Raw genomic sequence first — 15862 nt, forward strand, 5'->3', positions numbered from 1 at the left:
CTCCACTCCCGTCCACAGTCACATTGACTCCCTACGGGCGGGCGCTTCTTCGGCGGACTCGGGAGACTCGACGGTCGGGGTGAGGTCGACGGTGCGGGTGGGTCCGATGGCGTCGAGGAACGGTCGATCGTGGCTGGCGATGATCAGCGCACCCTCGAAGGTGTCGAGCGCGTCGATGAGGTGTTGTCGGCTGGTGATGTCGAGGTTGTTGGTCGGCTCGTCGAGTATCAGGAGTTTCGGAGCAGGCTCGGCCAGCAGTATTCGGGCCAGTGCGGCCCGCAGTCGTTCGCCACCGGAGAGGGTGGCGACGACGGCGTCGGCGTCGGATCCGCGGAACAGGAAGCGGGCGAGTTGGCCGCGGATCTGTTCGGCCGTGGCCTGCGGAGCGACGTCGGCAATGTTCTCGGCGACGGTGCGGGATTCGTCGAAGACGTCGAGTCGCTGCGGCACATACTTCCACGGCACCTCTGCCCCGGTGGCGTCCAGGGCCCGCAGCAGCGTGGTCTTGCCGCTGCCGTTCGGTCCGATCAGTGCAATGCGCTCGGGTCCGACGACTCTGAGCTCCTGATGGTCGAGAACCACCTGTCCCGCGTGGACCTTCGTCGCCGGGAGGTCGACGCGTATCTCGCGGTCGTCGCGCAGGAGATCCTCGGCGGCCGACAGGGACGATCGGGCGTCGTCGACGCGGTCGCTGTGGGTACCGTGGAGTTTGCCTGCCGATTCCTGGGCCGCCCGCTTGCGTCGGCCCGCAAGGATCGGCGGCACGCGCTTGTGCTCTTCCATCTTCTTGCCGAAGCGCAGGCGTCGGTCGAGTTTGATTCGGGTGTCGATCAATTCGCGTTCCTGTTTGCGGACATCGTTCTTCGCGTCGCGGATCGTCGCCCGTGCCGCCTGCTGTTCCGCGTCGACGATCGAGCGGTAGTGCTGGTAGTTGCCGCCGAACATGCGCAGCCGGGACACTCCGCTGCGCTCTGCTCGCACCTCGGCGATGGTGTCGACGCGTTCGAGCAGCTCGAGGTCGTGAGTGCACACGATCAGCACACCTGGGTAGCCGTCGACCGCCGTGTACAACCGTTCTCGCGCAACCTGATCGAGATTGTTGGTCGGCTCGTCCAGTAGCAGTACGTCGGGTTGGGCGAGCAATTGTGCGGTGAGTGCCAGCAGTGTCGTCTCGCCGCCAGACAGGGTGCCGACGCGGCGATCCAGGTCGCCCGCAGACCCGACGATGCTGCCGAGGCCGAGCTTGCCCAGCAGTGCCAGAGCGCGCTCCTCGACGTCCCACGCCGATCCGACGATTGTGAAGTCGTCCTCGGTGGAGGAGCCGGATTCTATGCGATGCAATGCTTTTCGCACCGACTCGATGGACAACACCCTATCCACGGGTAGATCGGGGTCCAGTGCGACGTCCTGGCGTAGATGGCCCAGCACGCCGGGAGTCGAGATCGAACCGCGCTGTGGAGTCAACTCCCCGGCGAGCAACTTCAGCAGCGTCGACTTTCCGGCACCGTTGGAGCCGATGAGACCTGTTGTGCCGCTGGGAAAGATGGCCGACAAGGCGTCGAACACGGGGTCGCCGTCGGGCCAGGAGAACGACAGGTTCGAGACAGAAAGGGAGGATGATTGAGGCATGGGCGCTCCAAAGGTGTGCATGCGGACGATCTGCAGGCGTCTAGAACCTTTGGAAGAGCAATGGCCTCTCCGAATCTGTGGACGACAAGGCAAAGATCACGGTAACCCTGAGCCTGACGTTCGCGCAATCGAATTAGACCGACGGCCCCTTCTTGCGTAGCTCGTCGACAGTCTCCATGGCCCCGCGGAGCTCGTCCAGCCATTCCTGCGTGTGTTCGCCGACGAGCTTCACTGCCCAGGCCAAGGCGTCCGCGCGGGAGCGAGCGACCCCGGCGTCGACGAGGGTATCGAGGACGCGACGCTCGGGCTGACGCAGGCGTGTCATGACCGGGACGGCGAGGTGGGTGAACAGGACCACCTCGGACCCGGTCCGAACGCCCCACGCGACCTTGCGGCCGTATCGCTTCTCGGCCTCGTCGGCGATCTGCATGCGGTCGCCCCGGGTGGTTTCGCGGAATCGCGCGATGCGGCCCTCGGTGGCTGCGGATGAACTGTCCTGCTCCACGGGCAGTGTTCCGACGACGACGATTTCCTCTCGGTCGACCTCGACCGAGGCGGCACCGTCGAACCAGGTGTCCGGGAGTCGGCCACCGAACCAATCGGCTGCATCGGTGGCATCCGGAATGTCTGCGTGCTGCCAGCCGCCGGGGCGACCGAACGAGCGACCGTTGGGTTTCATGGGGACTCCTCGGTGGGTGTTGTAAGACTGATTACATAATTACACCCCATTTCGAGATCGTGCCACCGGTATTTCGCGGATGCACTGGGGCATGATCGACCCCGTGCGCACTTCGAGAAGACCGACGACTCTGGCCGCGATCGTGTCCGTATTGGCATTGGTTCTCGCCGCCTGCGGGCAGAGTGGGCCGGATCAGCCGCAGACTGTCGCCGAGCAGTTCGCGGAGGCGGTGAACAGCTCGAACATCGATCAGGCCGCCGCGTTGACCACCGACCCGGCAGGCGCGACGGCAGCGCTCACCGAGCTGTACGACGGGTTGTCGGCCGGCGGAACGGTGACGGCCACTCCCGATTTCGAGGCCGTCGACGCCAACGAGGATGCGGGCACGTTCACGTTGAATGCCGGCTGGCGCTTCTCGACGACCACCGACGGCACCGCCGAACCCGACGGCGAACCGAAGGAGTGGAACTACACGACCTCTGCGACAGCGGCCGAGACCGAGCAGGGCTGGAAGATCACCTGGGATCCGGCGATGTTGGTTCCGGGCCTGACCGCCGACTCGTCGGTGCGTTTCACTCCCACCGATGCGCTCGTCGCACCGCGCATCTTCGACGGCAACGGCGTCGAGTTGATGTCGCAGCAGGTGGTGACCCTCGTCAACGCCGATGCGACGGCCGATCCGGCAGCGGTCGCGAATCTCGTCGGCTCCGTCGTTCCGGGTGTCACGGCCGAATCGGTGGCAGCGACTGTTGCCGGCGCGCAAGGTAACTCAGCGACGATCGTCACCCTTCGTCAGTCCGATATCGACCCCATCGGGGCTCAGCTCGCGACCGTCCCCGGAGTCACCCTGGCTCCGCAGACGCGGCTGCTCGCCACCGACCGGAACCTCGTTTCGCCGGTCCTCAACGACCTGACGACGCTGTGGGAGCAGGAGCAGGCCGCCAATCGTGGATGGGCTGTGCAGGCCGTTGCCGCGGACGGCTCCATCACCCCGCTTGCCGGCCGCGACGCCGCAACGGGAGACGACATCGCGACCACCCTGGATTCGGCACTGCAGCTCAAAGCCGAGAATGCTCTCGCGTCGCTGCCGCAGCAGGCGGCCATCGTTGCGCTTCGGCCGTCGACGGGTGCGGTTCTCGCCGTGGCGCAGAACGCCGCCGCGGACGCCGAGGGTCCGATCGCCCTCACCGGTCTGTACCCGCCGGGGTCGACGTTCAAGACGGTGACCACCTCGGCTGCACTGCAGTCCGGTGCAGTCACCCCCGATACCGTGCTGCCGTGCCCGGCGACCGAGAACATCGAGGGTCGGCAGATCCCGAACGACGACAACTTCGATCTCGGCAACGTGCCGCTGCACACCGCTTTCGCCAGGTCCTGCAACACGACGATGGGCCGCCTGGGCGTGGCACTCCCACCGAACGGGCTGACCGACGCGGCCGCGCAGTACGGCCTCGGCGTCGACTACGTCACCCCCGGTCTGACGACCGTCACCGGTTCGGTGCCGTCCGCCGACACCCCGGCGCAGCGGGTCGAATCCGCCATCGGTCAGGGGCAGGTGACCGCGTCGCCGTTCGGAATGGCGCTGGTCGCGTCGTCGATCGCGAACAACGGATTGCTCCCACCGACGGTGGTCCCCAGTGAGCCGGGAGTGGGAAACATGCAGCCGGCAGCGGTGAACCCCCAGGTCACCGAGCAGATCAAAGCCATGATGCGCGAAACGATCACCGGCGGCACGGCCACAGCGCTGAACGACATCCCCGGGTTGCTCGGCAAGACCGGCACCGCCGAATTCGGTGCGAACAACGAAGGAGCGCACGGCTGGTTCGTCGGTATCTCCGGCGATCTCGCGTTCGCGGTGTTCGTCAACGACGCAGGCAGTTCGACCCCGGCCATCGAAGCTGCGGGTCGCTTCCTGAGGTGAACAGCCTGCGGTGAACCGACCACGGCGTATCCCAATCGTGACCGGCTCGTATGAATCCCGTGCTTGTTACTCGTGTGACTACAGTGAATATTGTGACTCATGAGTTCTATGAGTCGTGCCCGTCGTGGCCCGCGCAAGGTCCGCGGTCGCTACCTCGTCGCCGTTGCAGCATCGGCGACGTTGACGGTCTCGGCAGCGTTCTGGATGGTCGATCGCCCGCCGAGCGAGGCCGAGATGCTGGTCTCGAAATTCGTCGACGCCCTGGACAACCGAGACGTCGCTGCGGCTGCCGCGATGACGACCTACCCCAACGCCGCGACGGCCGCACTGAACCAGATGTTCGACGGCTTGTCGGCCGACGGCACGTCCACCGGGGATTTCGCCCTGACCCAGTACATGGACCTCTCCGACGAGAGTGGCTACTTCACTCTCGCGTCGGCATGGAATTTCGGTGAGGGCAAGGACTGGAAGTACAGCGCTCAGGGCTCGACCAAGAAACTCAGCGTCGGCTGGCGCATCGCGTGGGATCCGGCCACTCTCGTCCCGGACCTCACCTCGGGCGGATCGGTTCGATACACCCGGACCGACGCTGCCCCGCCGCTGATCTTCGACGCCGCGAACAACGTGCTGATGAGCGAGCGAACCATCAACGCCATCTCCCTCGACCCGGCGCAGACGAGCGATCCAGTGGCGTCCACCGCGCAACTCGCAGACGTCATCGATGTCGTCGCACCGCTCATCACCTCCGAATCGATGCTGGCCGAGCTGAACTCGTCCGGCGGTGCACCGATCACCGCAGTGACCCTGCGTGACGACGATTTCGCCGTCCTCGAAGACGACCTGCGCGCCGTGCCGGGAGTGGTGGTTTCTCCGCAACCCAAGCTCATCGTCGACGACCGCCGGATCACCTCACCCGTGCTCGACTCGTTGCGAAGCGCATGGCAGGAAGGACGCGACGCCACCGCAGGCTGGGCCGTCGACACCTACACCGTCGACGGAATCGGTGAACGTCGTGTCGGTTTCCAGGGGCCCGGTGGCCCGGACCTGCACGCGACGCTCGATCCGCGCGTTCAACTCGCCGCCGAGAATGCGGTGGTCATGGCGGGGTCGTCGGCGTCGATCGTCGCCCTGTCCACCTCGACCGGTGCGATTCTCGCTGCGGCACAGAACAGTTACGCGAACGAGCAGGGCGACGTGGTGTTCGGGGGCTCCTACCCGGCCGGCACCGCGTCGGAGTTGCTCAAGGCGGCACAGTCCGATCGCGGCGACGACAGCGCCGAGGATGCAGCTGCGGCACTGGGTCTCGGTATCAGCTACTCGATGCCCGGACTCGACGCCTACACCGGAACTCCCGCCGACAGTCGCAGCGCGATCGACGGCATCAGGGCCGTGTCGACCGCCTCCGGCGACGAGGCGACGGTGACTCCGTTCGGTCTCGCACAGATGGCGGCCGCGATCTCACGGGGCAGCGCTCCGACTCCGACGATCGTCGCCGGTCAGACCGCGGTCGCCAATCGTGAGTCCCGGGCACTCGGGTCGGATGCAGCAAATCGGTTGCGCGGCATACTTGCCGACTCGTCCCGCAGTAGCGGTCTCGACACGTTCGACGGGGTGCAGGGATTCGCCGGGGAAAGTGGCGACGATCGCTTCGTGCTCGCCACCAGCGGTGATGTCGCGTTCGCGGTCTACATCGAGGACGCGGACGGCGGGGATCAGGCAGTGCGCATGACGAGCCGGTTGCTGCAGGAGATGGCGAACCCCGTCGAGTAGGGCAGGAATGGAGCCTGCGAAATGACCAGGGATTCGGGTCGATCGTTAGGCACGGTAGTTTTATTCGGTGACTGTGCTCGATTTCGGACTCCTGGTGGTGGCCGGGTTCTTCGCCGGGCTCATCGGGTTCGTCACCGGGCTCGCATCGCTGGTCTCCTATCCTGCGCTGCTTGCGGTTGGTCTGCCTGCGGTGTCTGCGAACGTGACGAACACGGTCGCATTGGTCGCGGCAGGTGTCGGGGCGACGGCGAGTTCCTCGGCCGAGCTCGCCAAGGACGGCAAGCAGCTGGTTCGGTACGCGATCTACTCGGCTCTCGGCGGTACCACCGGTGCGGTTCTGTTGCTCAATACGCCGGACGGTTCGTTCGAGGTGGTCGTACCGTTCCTGGTGGCGATGGCAGCCATTGCGCTCCTGCTGCAGCCGAGTATTCGAAAGCTGTCCGGCGGCAGAGAGTTTCCGACGCTCTATCCGCTGGCCCTGTTCGCCGTGGCGATCTACGGCGGCTACTTCGGGGCCGGGGCAGGCGTCATCTTCCTGGCGTTGGCGTTGATCTGTACTTCGGATACCTTCTGGCGCGCAAGCGTTCTGAAGAGCTTCTTCCTCGGCATCGCCAATCTCATTGCGGCGATCATCTTTTCGTTCTTCGGTCAGGTGCACTGGTGGGCGGCACTTGCGCTGGCCATCGGATGTTTCGTCGGCGGTGCCTGCGGGCCACCGACGGTCAAGGTGATCTCGCCGATCATCCTGCGCGTCGGCGTCGGAATTCTGGGACTGGGCCTCGCCGGGTGGCTGGGGTATCAGGCCTTCGGCTGATGGTCGGTGGTCGGCATGCTCAGCGCGGCCAGCCCGACGGCGGTCAGCGCCAGAAGGCCGAGAATCACGTACGCACCCGAGTAGCTTCCGGTCCATTCGGCGAGCACGGCACCGGCCCAGGGGGCCGAGGCCATCGCGATGACGATCGGCGCAGACACGATGCCGTTCAGATGCCCGTACTGGCTCGGACCCCAGCGATCGGTGATGGCGGTGGCCTGGACGAGTGTGAACAGTCCGCGCGCGAGTCCGGCACCGATCGCGACGGCGATCAGCGCCACGACCGAGGTGGCGACGCCGAGCAGGATGGTCGACAGGGCAGTTGCGGCGATGATCCCTACGGTCCTGGTTCGGGTACCGGTGAAGCGTTGCAACGGAAGGTAACCGATTCGGCCGAGCACCTGCCCGGCTCCGCCGAGACCGAGAGCCGTTGCCGCGAGAGCGGTATCGGCACCGTGTTCGATCAGCAGCGGAACCAGATTGAAGATTCCGGCGAACGCGACGAAGCCGGTGACGCTCATCGCCGCGGTGAGCATGACGAACGGACGACTACGGACGGTCTGTGCAGCAGTAGGTACTGCTCGCGCGTGCGCGGACACATCCGTCGACGGCCACGGTCCGCGCAACCCGATCGTGTGCGCTGGAACGGTAACGACCAGTAGGACGACCGCGAGTACGAGATACGTTCGACGCCAATCGGAGTGGCTCGACAGGATCGCGGTCAGCGGAGCGAAGACCGTACTGGCCAGTCCCGCGGCCAGAGTGAGGATCATCAGGGCTCGGACGCGGTCGGTGCCCCACCACCGTGTCAATGCTGCGAAGGCAGGGGGATACAGCACCGCCCCCATGGCGATACCGGCCACGAACCATCCGAGAAAGAACAGCGGAAGTGTCGGGGACGTCGCGATGAGAACCAGCGCGGGTATCGCGAGAATCGACCCTGCACTCATCACCCAGCGCGGTCCGCGGTGGTCCAGGATGCGACCGACGGGAACTCCGACCAGTGCTGCAACGAACTGGCTGATCGAGAACGCGGCCACGATCGACGTCGTCGACCATCCGGTATCCGCGGAGATCGCAGGCGACAGAACGGGGAAGGCGTAGTACAGAATTCCCCAGCTGGTGATCTCCGTGACGCACAGAACCGACAGGATTCGGCGTCGCCCCGGGTGCGAAATTTCCAAGGGCGACGCCGAATCCACTGCCGCAGAGTCAGTCACGCGAGGGTGCGCCGAGAGTGATCAACTCCGGCGCAGCAGGGGCACCGCAGCAACCGCCGCTCGACGGGGCGTCGGGCTCGTCGAACAGGCCCGCGCCGCCGCAGACACCGGTGTCGGGCAGCGTCAGCTCGACCTTTCGTGCGCCCTCGTGGTCGCCGGCGAGTTCGGCTGCGATGCTGCGAACCTGCTCGTATCCGGTCATTGCGAGGAACGTCGGCGCGCGGCCGTAGCTCTTCATACCCACCAGGTAGAAGCCGGGCTCGGGTTGGGTGAGTTCTTCGACTCCGTGCGGTGACACCGATCCGCACGAATGCATGTTGGGGTCCACCAATTCGGCGACGAACTTGGGTGCCTGCAGGGTGGGATCGAGATCGAGGCGAACCTCGGACAACCACGACAGATCCGGTCGGAAGCCGGTGAGTGCGACTACGCGATCGACATTTCCGATGCGAGCGCCGGTATCGCCGACGAGGGTCATCCGATCACCCTCGACCGCAACGGTTTCGGTGCGGAATCCCGACTGCACGGTGAGGAAGCCGTCGCCGACGGCTTTCTTGGCGCGTTGCCCCAGAGCGCCGCGGGCGGCGAGTTCGTCGGCTTCGCCGCCGCCGAACACGTCTGCGGTGACGCCTCGGCGCACGGCCCAGGTGAGCGTCGTTCCCGGTTCATCGGCCGCGAGTTCGGCGAAGGTGATGACGGCGGTCAGGGCGGAGTGGCCGCTGCCTGCGATGACCGTGTGCTTGCCCGCGAACTGGGCGCGAATCGCCGGATCGGTCAGATCGGGGACCCGGTAGTCGATTCTGTCGGCGGAGAACTTCTCACCGATGGCCGGAAGCCCCTCGCTACCCAGTGGATTCGGCGATCCCCAGGTGCCCGACGCGTCGACGACCGCGCGGGCGAGAACGCGTTCCTCGCTGCCGTCGGAATGCCGGATGTGCACGGACAGCGGCTCGGTGTCGCGGCCGGCGTCGACGACGCGGTCGCGTCCACGGCGGGCTACGCCGACCACTTCGGAGTCGACTCGAACAGCGTCTCCGAGGGCAGCGGCAAGGGGCGCGAGGTACTGCTCCACCCATTCCCGTCCGGTGGCGTAGGTGTCGCCGTCCGGTGCAGTCCAGCCGGTCGGCTCGAGCAACCGTGCGGCAGCAGGATCCACGACCTCGGACCACGGGGAGAACAATCGCACGTGGTTCCATTCGGACACTGCCGCGCCTGCGGACGGCCCGCGTTCGAGAACGACCACGGCAGAGCCGGTTTCGGTGAGATGTGCTGCGGCGGCAAGGCCGATGGGGCCTGCGCCGATCACCACTACGGGGTATTCGTTCATGACTGATCTACCTTTCCTCGTCGAGCGAGAGTGTTCACTGCTGCGCGTGCGGTACGGCCGACGCCGATGAGCGTTGCCGATGCCGGTCCGGTCCAGTCGCCGTACCCCAGGAACATCAGGGGCGACTCGCCGTGAATATGATTGTCTTCCAACGTGATCCGAGGTCCGTCGGTGTGCAGGTGCAGCGGCTGCAGGTGCCGCAGCGCGGGCCGAAAGCCGGTGCACCAGACGATCGCATCCAGTTTCTCCGTCGTGTGCCCGTCCGTCACGCCGTCGGCTGTGATCGCCGTGAACATCGGCCGGGCCTGCAGGACGCCGCGATCCCTGGCCTCCTTCACCGGCGGGACCATCACGATGTCGCCCAAGCCTGCGACCCCGCCGGTATCGGAGTCACCCGCTGCCAGCGCTCGGGCGCGGTCGCTGGCGACATCGAACTGCACACGCCCATCGACGTCGTCGGGCAGGAATTTCGGTTCGCGGGCGGTGAACCACAGGGTCTCGGCCACGGTGGAGATCTCGGCAAGTATCTGAGCAGCCGAGTTTCCGCCCCCGACGACTCCTACTCGCTTGCCCACGAATCGATCCGATGTGCGGTAGTCGGCGGCATGCAGTTGGGTCCCACCGAATTCACGCATGCCCGGGTAGCTCGGCCAGAAGGGTCGAGACCATGTTCCCGTGGCGTTGACGACTGCTGTGGCGGTGTACGACTCACCGTCGGTGTCGATTCGGTAGCCGCCCGGGACCCGATGCACGGCCGTCACCCGGACGGGCCGGTGCACCGCCAGTTCGTACTTCTTCTCGTACGCTCGCAAGTAGTCGACCACATGAGACGCGGGTGGGAAACCGTTGTGCCACGGAGGCATCGGCCAGCCGGGAAGTCTCGAGTACTCCGCCGGTGAGAACAGGTGCAGCGACGGCCAGTAGTCCTGCCAGGACCCTCCGGCATGCGTCTGGTCGTCGAGAACGACGAACTCGAGCCCGGCTCGTCGCAGGTAGTAACCGGCGGCCAGTCCTGCCTGACCGCCGCCGATCACCACCACGTCGTACTTCATTCGAGTCAAGCGTCGGTGCCGCGCATGCGAGATGCGAGTTCCTCGACGCGAGCGGCAATATCGTCACGGACCAGACGCATGCGTTCGATGCCGTCGATACCGCGTTCGGACGGCTCGTCGGTGTTCCAGTTCTCGAACGTCGGACCGTCCACTGGTTCCACATGTGCCTCGCTGCCGAGGGTGACGACGTAGTCCATGCGGGCGAGCAGATCGGGATCGATCGGCTTGGGTGCTTCGCCCGACAGGTCGACGCCGACTTCGAGAAGAGACTCGGCCGACAGCGCGTTGACGGCGCCACCCGGTTTCGTTCCGGCAGAGTGCACCTCCACCGAACCGCCCGCCGCCTTGCGCATCAGACCGGCGGCCATCTGAGACTTGCCGCCGTTCTTGACGCAGACGAACAACACGCTGGGTGTCGTCATGACGCCGAACCCTGCTTCGCTGGAACCAGTTCGGCGATCAGGTCCTCGATTCGGCCTCTGATCTCGTCGCGAATCGGCCGCACCGCTTCGACGCCTTTGCCCGCCGGATCGGCCAGTGCCCAATCGCGGTAACTCACTCCGGGGAACACCGGGCAGGCGTCGCCGCAGCCCATGGTGATGACGACGTCGGATGTCTCGACGGCCTCGGGTGTGAGGATCTTCGGAGACTGCGACGAGATGTCGATGCCGACCTCGGCCATGGCCTCGACCGCTGCGGAATTGATGGTCTCTGCGGGTGCGCTACCGGCAGAACGCACTTCGACGGTATCGCCGGCGAGGTGGGACAGAAATCCGGCGGCCATCTGAGATCGACCGGCGTTGTGGACGCAGACGAAGAGAACGCTGGGTGTGTCGGACATGGATTCGTATGCCTTTCGAGCGCGGAGGCCGATGCCTCAGGCCGGTACGGTGGTGGTGGTCAGCGCGGTGAGCAGTTGGCGGACACGCGCGTCGAGATCATCGCGGATGCGACGCACTTCGTCGATGGATTTGCCGTCGGGGTCGGTCAGTTGCCAGTCCAGGTAGCGCTTGCCGGGGTAGACCGCGCACGCATCGCCGCATCCCATGGACACCACGACATCTGCGGCGGCGACGACGTCGTCGGTCAACGGCTTGGGGAATTCGCTGCCCAGGTCGATGTCGAGTTCTTCCATCGCCTGCACGACGATCGGGTTGATTTCGTAGGTCGGGGCCGAGCCCGCGGATCGGACGTGGACCAGTCCCCGTCCGTGGTGTTCGAGCAAGGCCGCGGCCATCTGGGAGCGTCCGGCATTGTGGACGCAGATGAACAGCACCTCGGGCACGAGTTTCGGTGCGTCACCCTGTGATTGGGCGAGTGCAGTGAGACGGTCCGCGGCGAACTTGCCGGCCAGAGTGGTCAGGTGCGTGTGAATCTTCGAGGTTCGACGCAGTGCGGTGTAGGACTCGAAGACGTAACGCTCGACGGTTTGGGTGGAGAAGATGCCCTCGTATTCCGCAGCGAGTCTCTCTGCGGTGCGGGAGAGAATTGCTTGGGGCATCAACAGTTCGGGCTGGGCGCGGTGGCTGCTGGGAGAAGGGTTGTCGGACATCAGGACTCCTTTGTCGCTGTGGTCGCGGACGAACTCGGGGCGAAGCGTTTACGCAGTGCGAGCGAGACGTAGACGAGGCCGACCAGTACCGGCACCTCGATGAGTGGTCCGACGACTCCGGCGAGTGCCTGCCCGGATGTCGCGCCGTAGGTCGCGATCGCGACGGCGATGGCGAGCTCGAAATTGTTGCCTGCAGCGGTGAACGCGAGGGTGGTGGTGCGCTCGTAGCCCAGACTCATCGCGGCACCGAGGGCGTAGCCGCCGCCCCACATCACCGCGAAGTACACCAGTAGAGGCAGCGCGATACGCACCACGTCGAAGGGCTGTGACGTGATCTGATCACCCTGCAGCGCAAAGAGAATGACGATGGTGAACAGCAGGCCGTAGAGCGCCCACGGGGCGATCCTGGGGATGAACTTCTCCTCGTACCACTCGCGACCCTTGGCGCGTTCACCGAAGAAGCGCGAGGCGAATCCCGCAATCAGCGGGATTCCGAGGAAGATCAACACCGATTTTGCGATCTGCCAGGGCGAGGCTTCGATGGTCGTCTGTTCCAACCCGAGCCAGCCGGGCAGGACGGAGAGGTAGAACCATCCGAGGATGGCGAACATGAAGACCTGGAACACCGAGTTGATCGCCACCAGCACGGCGGCAGCTTCTCGGTCTCCACAGGCGAGGTCGTTCCAGATGATGACCATCGCGATGCATCGAGCCAGGCCGACGATGATGAGCCCGGTTCGGTATTCGGGAAGGTCCGGCAGGAAAAGCCATGCGAGAGCGAACATCAGGGCCGGGCCGAGGATCCAGTTGAGGACCAGCGACCCGATCAGCAGGCGCTTGTCTCCGGTGACGGTGTCGAGGCGGTCGTAGCGCACCTTGGCCAGCACCGGGTACATCATGATCAGCAGGCCGATGGCGATCGGGAGCGACACGCCGTCGATGGAGATGGACGACAGTGCGTCGTTCAGCCCGGGGATCATGCGTCCGAGGATCAGGCCGACGACCATGGCCACACCGATCCATACGGGCAGGAACCGGTCGAGGGTGGAGAGCTTGCCGACTACGGCAGTATCGGTCGTCGTACTCATACCATGACCTCCGTTGACTCTGCAGCGTTCAGCACTGCCGACAGTTGCTGCAGCGCAGCGGGAATCACCGAGTAGTAGACCCAGGTGCCGCGTCGTTCGCAGTCGAGCAACCCCGCCTCGCGCAATACCTTGAGGTGATGGGAGATGGTGGGCTGCGACAAGTCGAATGCGGGGGAGATGTCGCAGACACACGCTTCGCCGCCTGCATGGCTGGCAACGAGGCTGAGCAGACGCAGGCGGACTGGATCTCCCAGTGCCTTGAACATCCGGGCCAGATCTCCGGCCCAGTCCTCGGTCAGGGGTTCGTGGATCAGCGGCGAGCAGCACTCGCCGTCGACGGACGACCGGTCTTGGTTCGACATGCGTCTATATTGACGTTCATCGAACCAGCCGTCAAGCGAACAGTTGACGAACGCGAATCAGTCGGTAGGCGACACCGAGCACGACCACGACGGTTCCGACGGCGATGGAGGTGGCGGGCAGCGTGGCAATCAGGACGACGCATCCGATACTGCCGACGATCTGCAGAACCTTCGGGTACCGCCGGTTCTCGGTGTCCTGGGTATAGGCGCTCAGGTTCGCAACCAGGTAGTACAGCAACACCCCGAACGACGAGAAGCCGATGGCGTTCCGCAGATCGACTACGAGAACGAGGACGCAGACGATCACTGCCAGAGTGATTTCGGCACGATGCGGAACCGAATAGCGCGGATGCACCGCGGTCAGGTACGACGGCAGATCGTAGTGGCGGGCCATTGCCAGCGACGTGCGGCCGATGCCTGCGATCAGCGCGAGGAGGGCGCCCAGCGCGGCCAGCGCTGCGCCGATGCGCATCAGCGGTGACGCCCACGAATGTCCCGATGCGACAACCAGATCGACCAGAGGAGCCGACGACGACGCCAGTGAGTCCGGGCCCAGTACCGACAACAGGGTGAAGGCACTCACGGCATAGACCAGCAATGCGATACCCAGGGCAGAGACGATGGCGCGCGGAATGGTGCGTTCGGGTCGAACGACCTCCTCGCCGAGGGTCGCTATGCGGGCGTAGCCGGCGAAGGCGAAGAACAACAGGCCGGCCGACTGCAGAATTCCGTACCACCCGTCCTCGGTGAACGAGCCGAGGCCGCCGACGGCGGGACCGGACGAGCCGGTGAGGCCGAGGACCACTGCGATGACGAGGACGGTGAGCACGGCGGTGACCAGGATCTTCGTCAGCATGGCCGTGCGGGTGATGCCGAAGTAGTTCACCGCCGTCAACGCGACAATGGCAAGGACCGCAACGAGTTCGGAGTAACCGGCAGGTGCGACGTAGGCCGCGAACACCAGTGCCATGGCCGCCGAACTCGCAGTCTTGCCGATGACGAACGTCCACCCAGCCAGGAAACCCGGCCACTCGCCGAGCCTCTCACGACCGTAGACGTACGTGCCGCCCGACGTCGGATACTGCGCGGCGAGCTGAGCAGACGAGGTGGCGTTGCAGAACGCGACCACCGCGGCAATGGCAAGACCGATGAGCAAACCCGCTCCTGCAACGGCCGACGCGGGCGCGAACGACGCGAACACCCCGGCCCCGACCATCGAGCCGACACCGATGACGATGGCGTCGAACAGCCCGAGGCGACGGGCCAGCGGCTGCGTCATGGCCGAAACCGGTTCTCGATCACGGCGACAACTGTAGGTGCTGCACTTGATTCAGCGTAGATCCTGTCAGCGCAGTTCCTGGAACTCCGACAGCAGCGCGAAGGTGGCCTCGCTTAATTCGGTCTGCGTCAGCAGGATGCCGATCGTCCCGTCCGGGTCGACGAAGAAGTCGGTGCCCTGCCCGCCGGACCATCCGTAACGACCGAGGTGATCTCCTTCGGTGACGACCGAGACTCCGAATCCCCACCCCGTTCCCGGCCAGAAGCCCGGGTAGAAACTCTCGTCGGTCTTGATCGACGCGGGCACCTGGTCGTGTGTCATCAGCTCCAGGTGCTCGGTCGACACGGATGTCGGGACAGCACGGAGAAAGCGGTGAAAATCGGTCACGGTCGACACCAGCTCACCGTGACTCACGTCGACTGGGGGCGGTCCCGCATAGGATCCGCCCGCGGCGGGTTCGGTCTCGATCAACGACCCGTCTTCCAACCGGTAGGCCGCCGTCAGGCGATGACACCGGTCGCTCGGAACCCACAGTCCGGTGTCGGGCATGCCGAGTGGCTCGAACAGGTCGTCGCGGAGGTGGTCCTGCAGAGACCGGCCGACGATGCGAGAGACGAGGATGCCGAGGATCGCGAAGCCGTGGTGGTAGCGCCACCCGGCACCGGGCTGGAAAGCCAGAGGAAGTTCGGCCATCTTCGCCAACCACTCGTCCGCACCGAGTGGCGACGGCGCTGGGCCGGCTTCGGTGTCGTTGGCGCTCATCGCCTCGGCCAGCGGGGTGTCTCCCATCTGAATTCCGTACCCACTGGTGTTGGTGAGCAGGTGCCGCAACGTGATCGGTCGATCCCGAGGAACAGTGTCGTCGAGTGCAGCGTCGGGGCGGGTGAGTACAGGGCAGCCGGCGAGTTCGGGAAGCCAGGGCACGACGTCGTCGTCCAACGTCAGTCGCCCCGCCTCCACGAGGCGCAGGGCGGCCACGCTGGTGACGATCTTGGTCATCGACTGAATCCGGACCAGTGCGTCGACCGCCATCGGTGGACCGCCGACCGCCGATGACCCGACCGCGACGGGTTCCGCATCGGGGCCACCCAGGAGCGCTGTTGCCCCCGGCATCAGTCCAGCGTCGATGTGCCGGGTCAACAGTTCGCGCACGGTTTCGCTCACGGGCTCAT

General features: G+C 65.5%; 15 protein-coding genes. 3 read left to right on the forward strand and 12 right to left on the reverse strand.

Features of this window, described 5'->3' with window-relative positions; all coding sequences use genetic code 11:
* Window positions 1–18: 18 nt before the first annotated feature.
* Both QM615_RS08555 and abmR read right to left on the reverse strand, forming a co-directional pair.
* The gene (locus QM615_RS08555) at window positions 19–1629 is read right to left on the reverse strand and encodes an ABC-F family ATP-binding cassette domain-containing protein (protein WP_149406954.1); all 1611 of its coding nucleotides are present in this window, start codon (window positions 1627–1629) and stop codon (window positions 19–21) included.
* A gap of 133 nt (window positions 1630–1762) precedes the next feature.
* A complete protein-coding gene (gene abmR / locus QM615_RS08560; RefSeq protein WP_149406955.1) occupies window positions 1763–2308 on the reverse strand; it encodes an ATP-binding transcription factor AbmR in 546 nt (181 codons plus the stop codon).
* Between the two features lie 91 nt (window positions 2309–2399).
* Between abmR and QM615_RS08565 the strand changes: the two genes are divergently transcribed.
* From QM615_RS08565 to QM615_RS08575, 3 genes are all read left to right on the forward strand, one after another.
* Window positions 2400–4229: a penicillin-binding transpeptidase domain-containing protein gene (locus QM615_RS08565; RefSeq protein ID WP_149406956.1), complete on the forward strand. Its 1830-nt coding sequence runs from the start codon at window positions 2400–2402 to the stop codon at window positions 4227–4229.
* Between the two features lie 108 nt (window positions 4230–4337).
* Complete coding sequence (locus QM615_RS08570; protein WP_188078756.1) at window positions 4338–5999, forward strand: NTF2-like N-terminal transpeptidase domain-containing protein; 1662 nt, start codon at window positions 4338–4340, stop codon at window positions 5997–5999.
* Between the two features lie 67 nt (window positions 6000–6066).
* Entirely contained in the window at window positions 6067–6813 is a 747-nt protein-coding gene (locus QM615_RS08575) for a sulfite exporter TauE/SafE family protein (RefSeq protein WP_068049019.1), read from the forward strand.
* On the opposite strand, the gene QM615_RS08580 is transcribed toward QM615_RS08575, so the two are convergent.
* The 10 genes from QM615_RS08580 to QM615_RS08625 form a co-directional block, all read right to left on the reverse strand.
* Window positions 6798–8030 carry an MFS transporter gene (locus tag QM615_RS08580; protein ID WP_149406957.1) on the reverse strand — a complete coding sequence of 411 codons (1233 nt, stop codon included), beginning with the start codon at window positions 8028–8030 and terminating at the stop codon, window positions 6798–6800. The two genes, QM615_RS08575 and QM615_RS08580, sit on opposite strands and share 16 nt — an antisense overlap.
* Entirely contained in the window at window positions 8023–9357 is a 1335-nt protein-coding gene (locus QM615_RS08585; RefSeq protein ID WP_149406958.1) for an FAD-dependent oxidoreductase, read from the reverse strand. The genes QM615_RS08580 and QM615_RS08585 overlap by 8 nt, the downstream gene beginning before the upstream one ends.
* Window positions 9354–10409: an ArsO family NAD(P)H-dependent flavin-containing monooxygenase gene (locus tag QM615_RS08590; RefSeq protein ID WP_149406959.1), complete on the reverse strand. Its 1056-nt coding sequence runs from the start codon at window positions 10407–10409 to the stop codon at window positions 9354–9356. Before QM615_RS08590 ends, QM615_RS08585 begins: the two co-directional genes overlap by 4 nt.
* A gap of 5 nt (window positions 10410–10414) precedes the next feature.
* Window positions 10415–10831, reverse strand: a complete 417-nt coding sequence (locus tag QM615_RS08595; RefSeq protein WP_068049029.1) for an arsenate-mycothiol transferase ArsC — start codon at window positions 10829–10831, stop codon at window positions 10415–10417.
* The gene (locus QM615_RS08600) at window positions 10828–11250 is read right to left on the reverse strand and encodes an arsenate reductase ArsC (protein WP_149406960.1); all 423 of its coding nucleotides are present in this window, start codon (window positions 11248–11250) and stop codon (window positions 10828–10830) included. Before QM615_RS08600 ends, QM615_RS08595 begins: the two co-directional genes overlap by 4 nt.
* A 36-nt stretch (window positions 11251–11286) precedes the next feature.
* Window positions 11287–11961, reverse strand: coding sequence for an arsenate reductase ArsC (locus QM615_RS08605; protein WP_149406961.1), 675 nt, complete (start codon window positions 11959–11961; stop codon window positions 11287–11289).
* A complete protein-coding gene (gene arsB / locus QM615_RS08610) occupies window positions 11961–13049 on the reverse strand; it encodes an ACR3 family arsenite efflux transporter (protein ID WP_149406962.1) in 1089 nt (362 codons plus the stop codon). The genes QM615_RS08605 and arsB overlap by 1 nt, the downstream gene beginning before the upstream one ends.
* A complete protein-coding gene (locus QM615_RS08615) occupies window positions 13046–13411 on the reverse strand; it encodes an ArsR/SmtB family transcription factor (protein ID WP_149406963.1) in 366 nt (121 codons plus the stop codon). The genes arsB and QM615_RS08615 overlap by 4 nt, the downstream gene beginning before the upstream one ends.
* A 31-nt stretch (window positions 13412–13442) precedes the next feature.
* Window positions 13443–14690: an APC family permease gene (locus tag QM615_RS08620; RefSeq protein WP_149406964.1), complete on the reverse strand. Its 1248-nt coding sequence runs from the start codon at window positions 14688–14690 to the stop codon at window positions 13443–13445.
* Between the two features lie 66 nt (window positions 14691–14756).
* On the reverse strand, window positions 14757–15854 hold the full coding sequence (locus tag QM615_RS08625) for a serine hydrolase domain-containing protein (RefSeq protein ID WP_223145656.1): 1098 nt from the start codon (window positions 15852–15854) through the stop codon (window positions 14757–14759).
* Between the last annotated feature and the right edge of the window lie 8 nt (window positions 15855–15862).

The organism is Rhodococcus sp. IEGM 1341 (assembly GCF_030056895.1).
In the GTDB taxonomy this organism is placed as follows: domain Bacteria; phylum Actinomycetota; class Actinomycetes; order Mycobacteriales; family Mycobacteriaceae; genus Rhodococcoides.

Coding starts and splice junctions, on each gene's coding strand:
- QM615_RS08555 (WP_149406954.1), bottom strand. CDS start 1,629: ATGCCTCAATCATCCTCCCTTTCTGTCTCGAACCTGTCGTTCTCCTGG.
- abmR (WP_149406955.1), bottom strand. CDS start 2,308: ATGAAACCCAACGGTCGCTCGTTCGGTCGCCCCGGCGGCTGGCAGCAC.
- QM615_RS08565 (WP_149406956.1), top strand. CDS start 2,400: ATGATCGACCCCGTGCGCACTTCGAGAAGACCGACGACTCTGGCCGCG.
- QM615_RS08570 (WP_188078756.1), top strand. CDS start 4,338: ATGAGTCGTGCCCGTCGTGGCCCGCGCAAGGTCCGCGGTCGCTACCTC.
- QM615_RS08585 (WP_149406958.1), bottom strand. CDS start 9,357: ATGAACGAATACCCCGTAGTGGTGATCGGCGCAGGCCCCATCGGCCTT.
- QM615_RS08590 (WP_149406959.1), bottom strand. CDS start 10,409: ATGAAGTACGACGTGGTGGTGATCGGCGGCGGTCAGGCAGGACTGGCC.
- QM615_RS08595 (WP_068049029.1), bottom strand. CDS start 10,831: ATGACGACACCCAGCGTGTTGTTCGTCTGCGTCAAGAACGGCGGCAAG.
- QM615_RS08600 (WP_149406960.1), bottom strand. CDS start 11,250: ATGTCCGACACACCCAGCGTTCTCTTCGTCTGCGTCCACAACGCCGGT.
- QM615_RS08605 (WP_149406961.1), bottom strand. CDS start 11,961: ATGTCCGACAACCCTTCTCCCAGCAGCCACCGCGCCCAGCCCGAACTG.
- arsB (WP_149406962.1), bottom strand. CDS start 13,049: ATGAGTACGACGACCGATACTGCCGTAGTCGGCAAGCTCTCCACCCTC.
- QM615_RS08615 (WP_149406963.1), bottom strand. CDS start 13,411: ATGTCGAACCAAGACCGGTCGTCCGTCGACGGCGAGTGCTGCTCGCCG.
- QM615_RS08620 (WP_149406964.1), bottom strand. CDS start 14,690: ATGACGCAGCCGCTGGCCCGTCGCCTCGGGCTGTTCGACGCCATCGTC.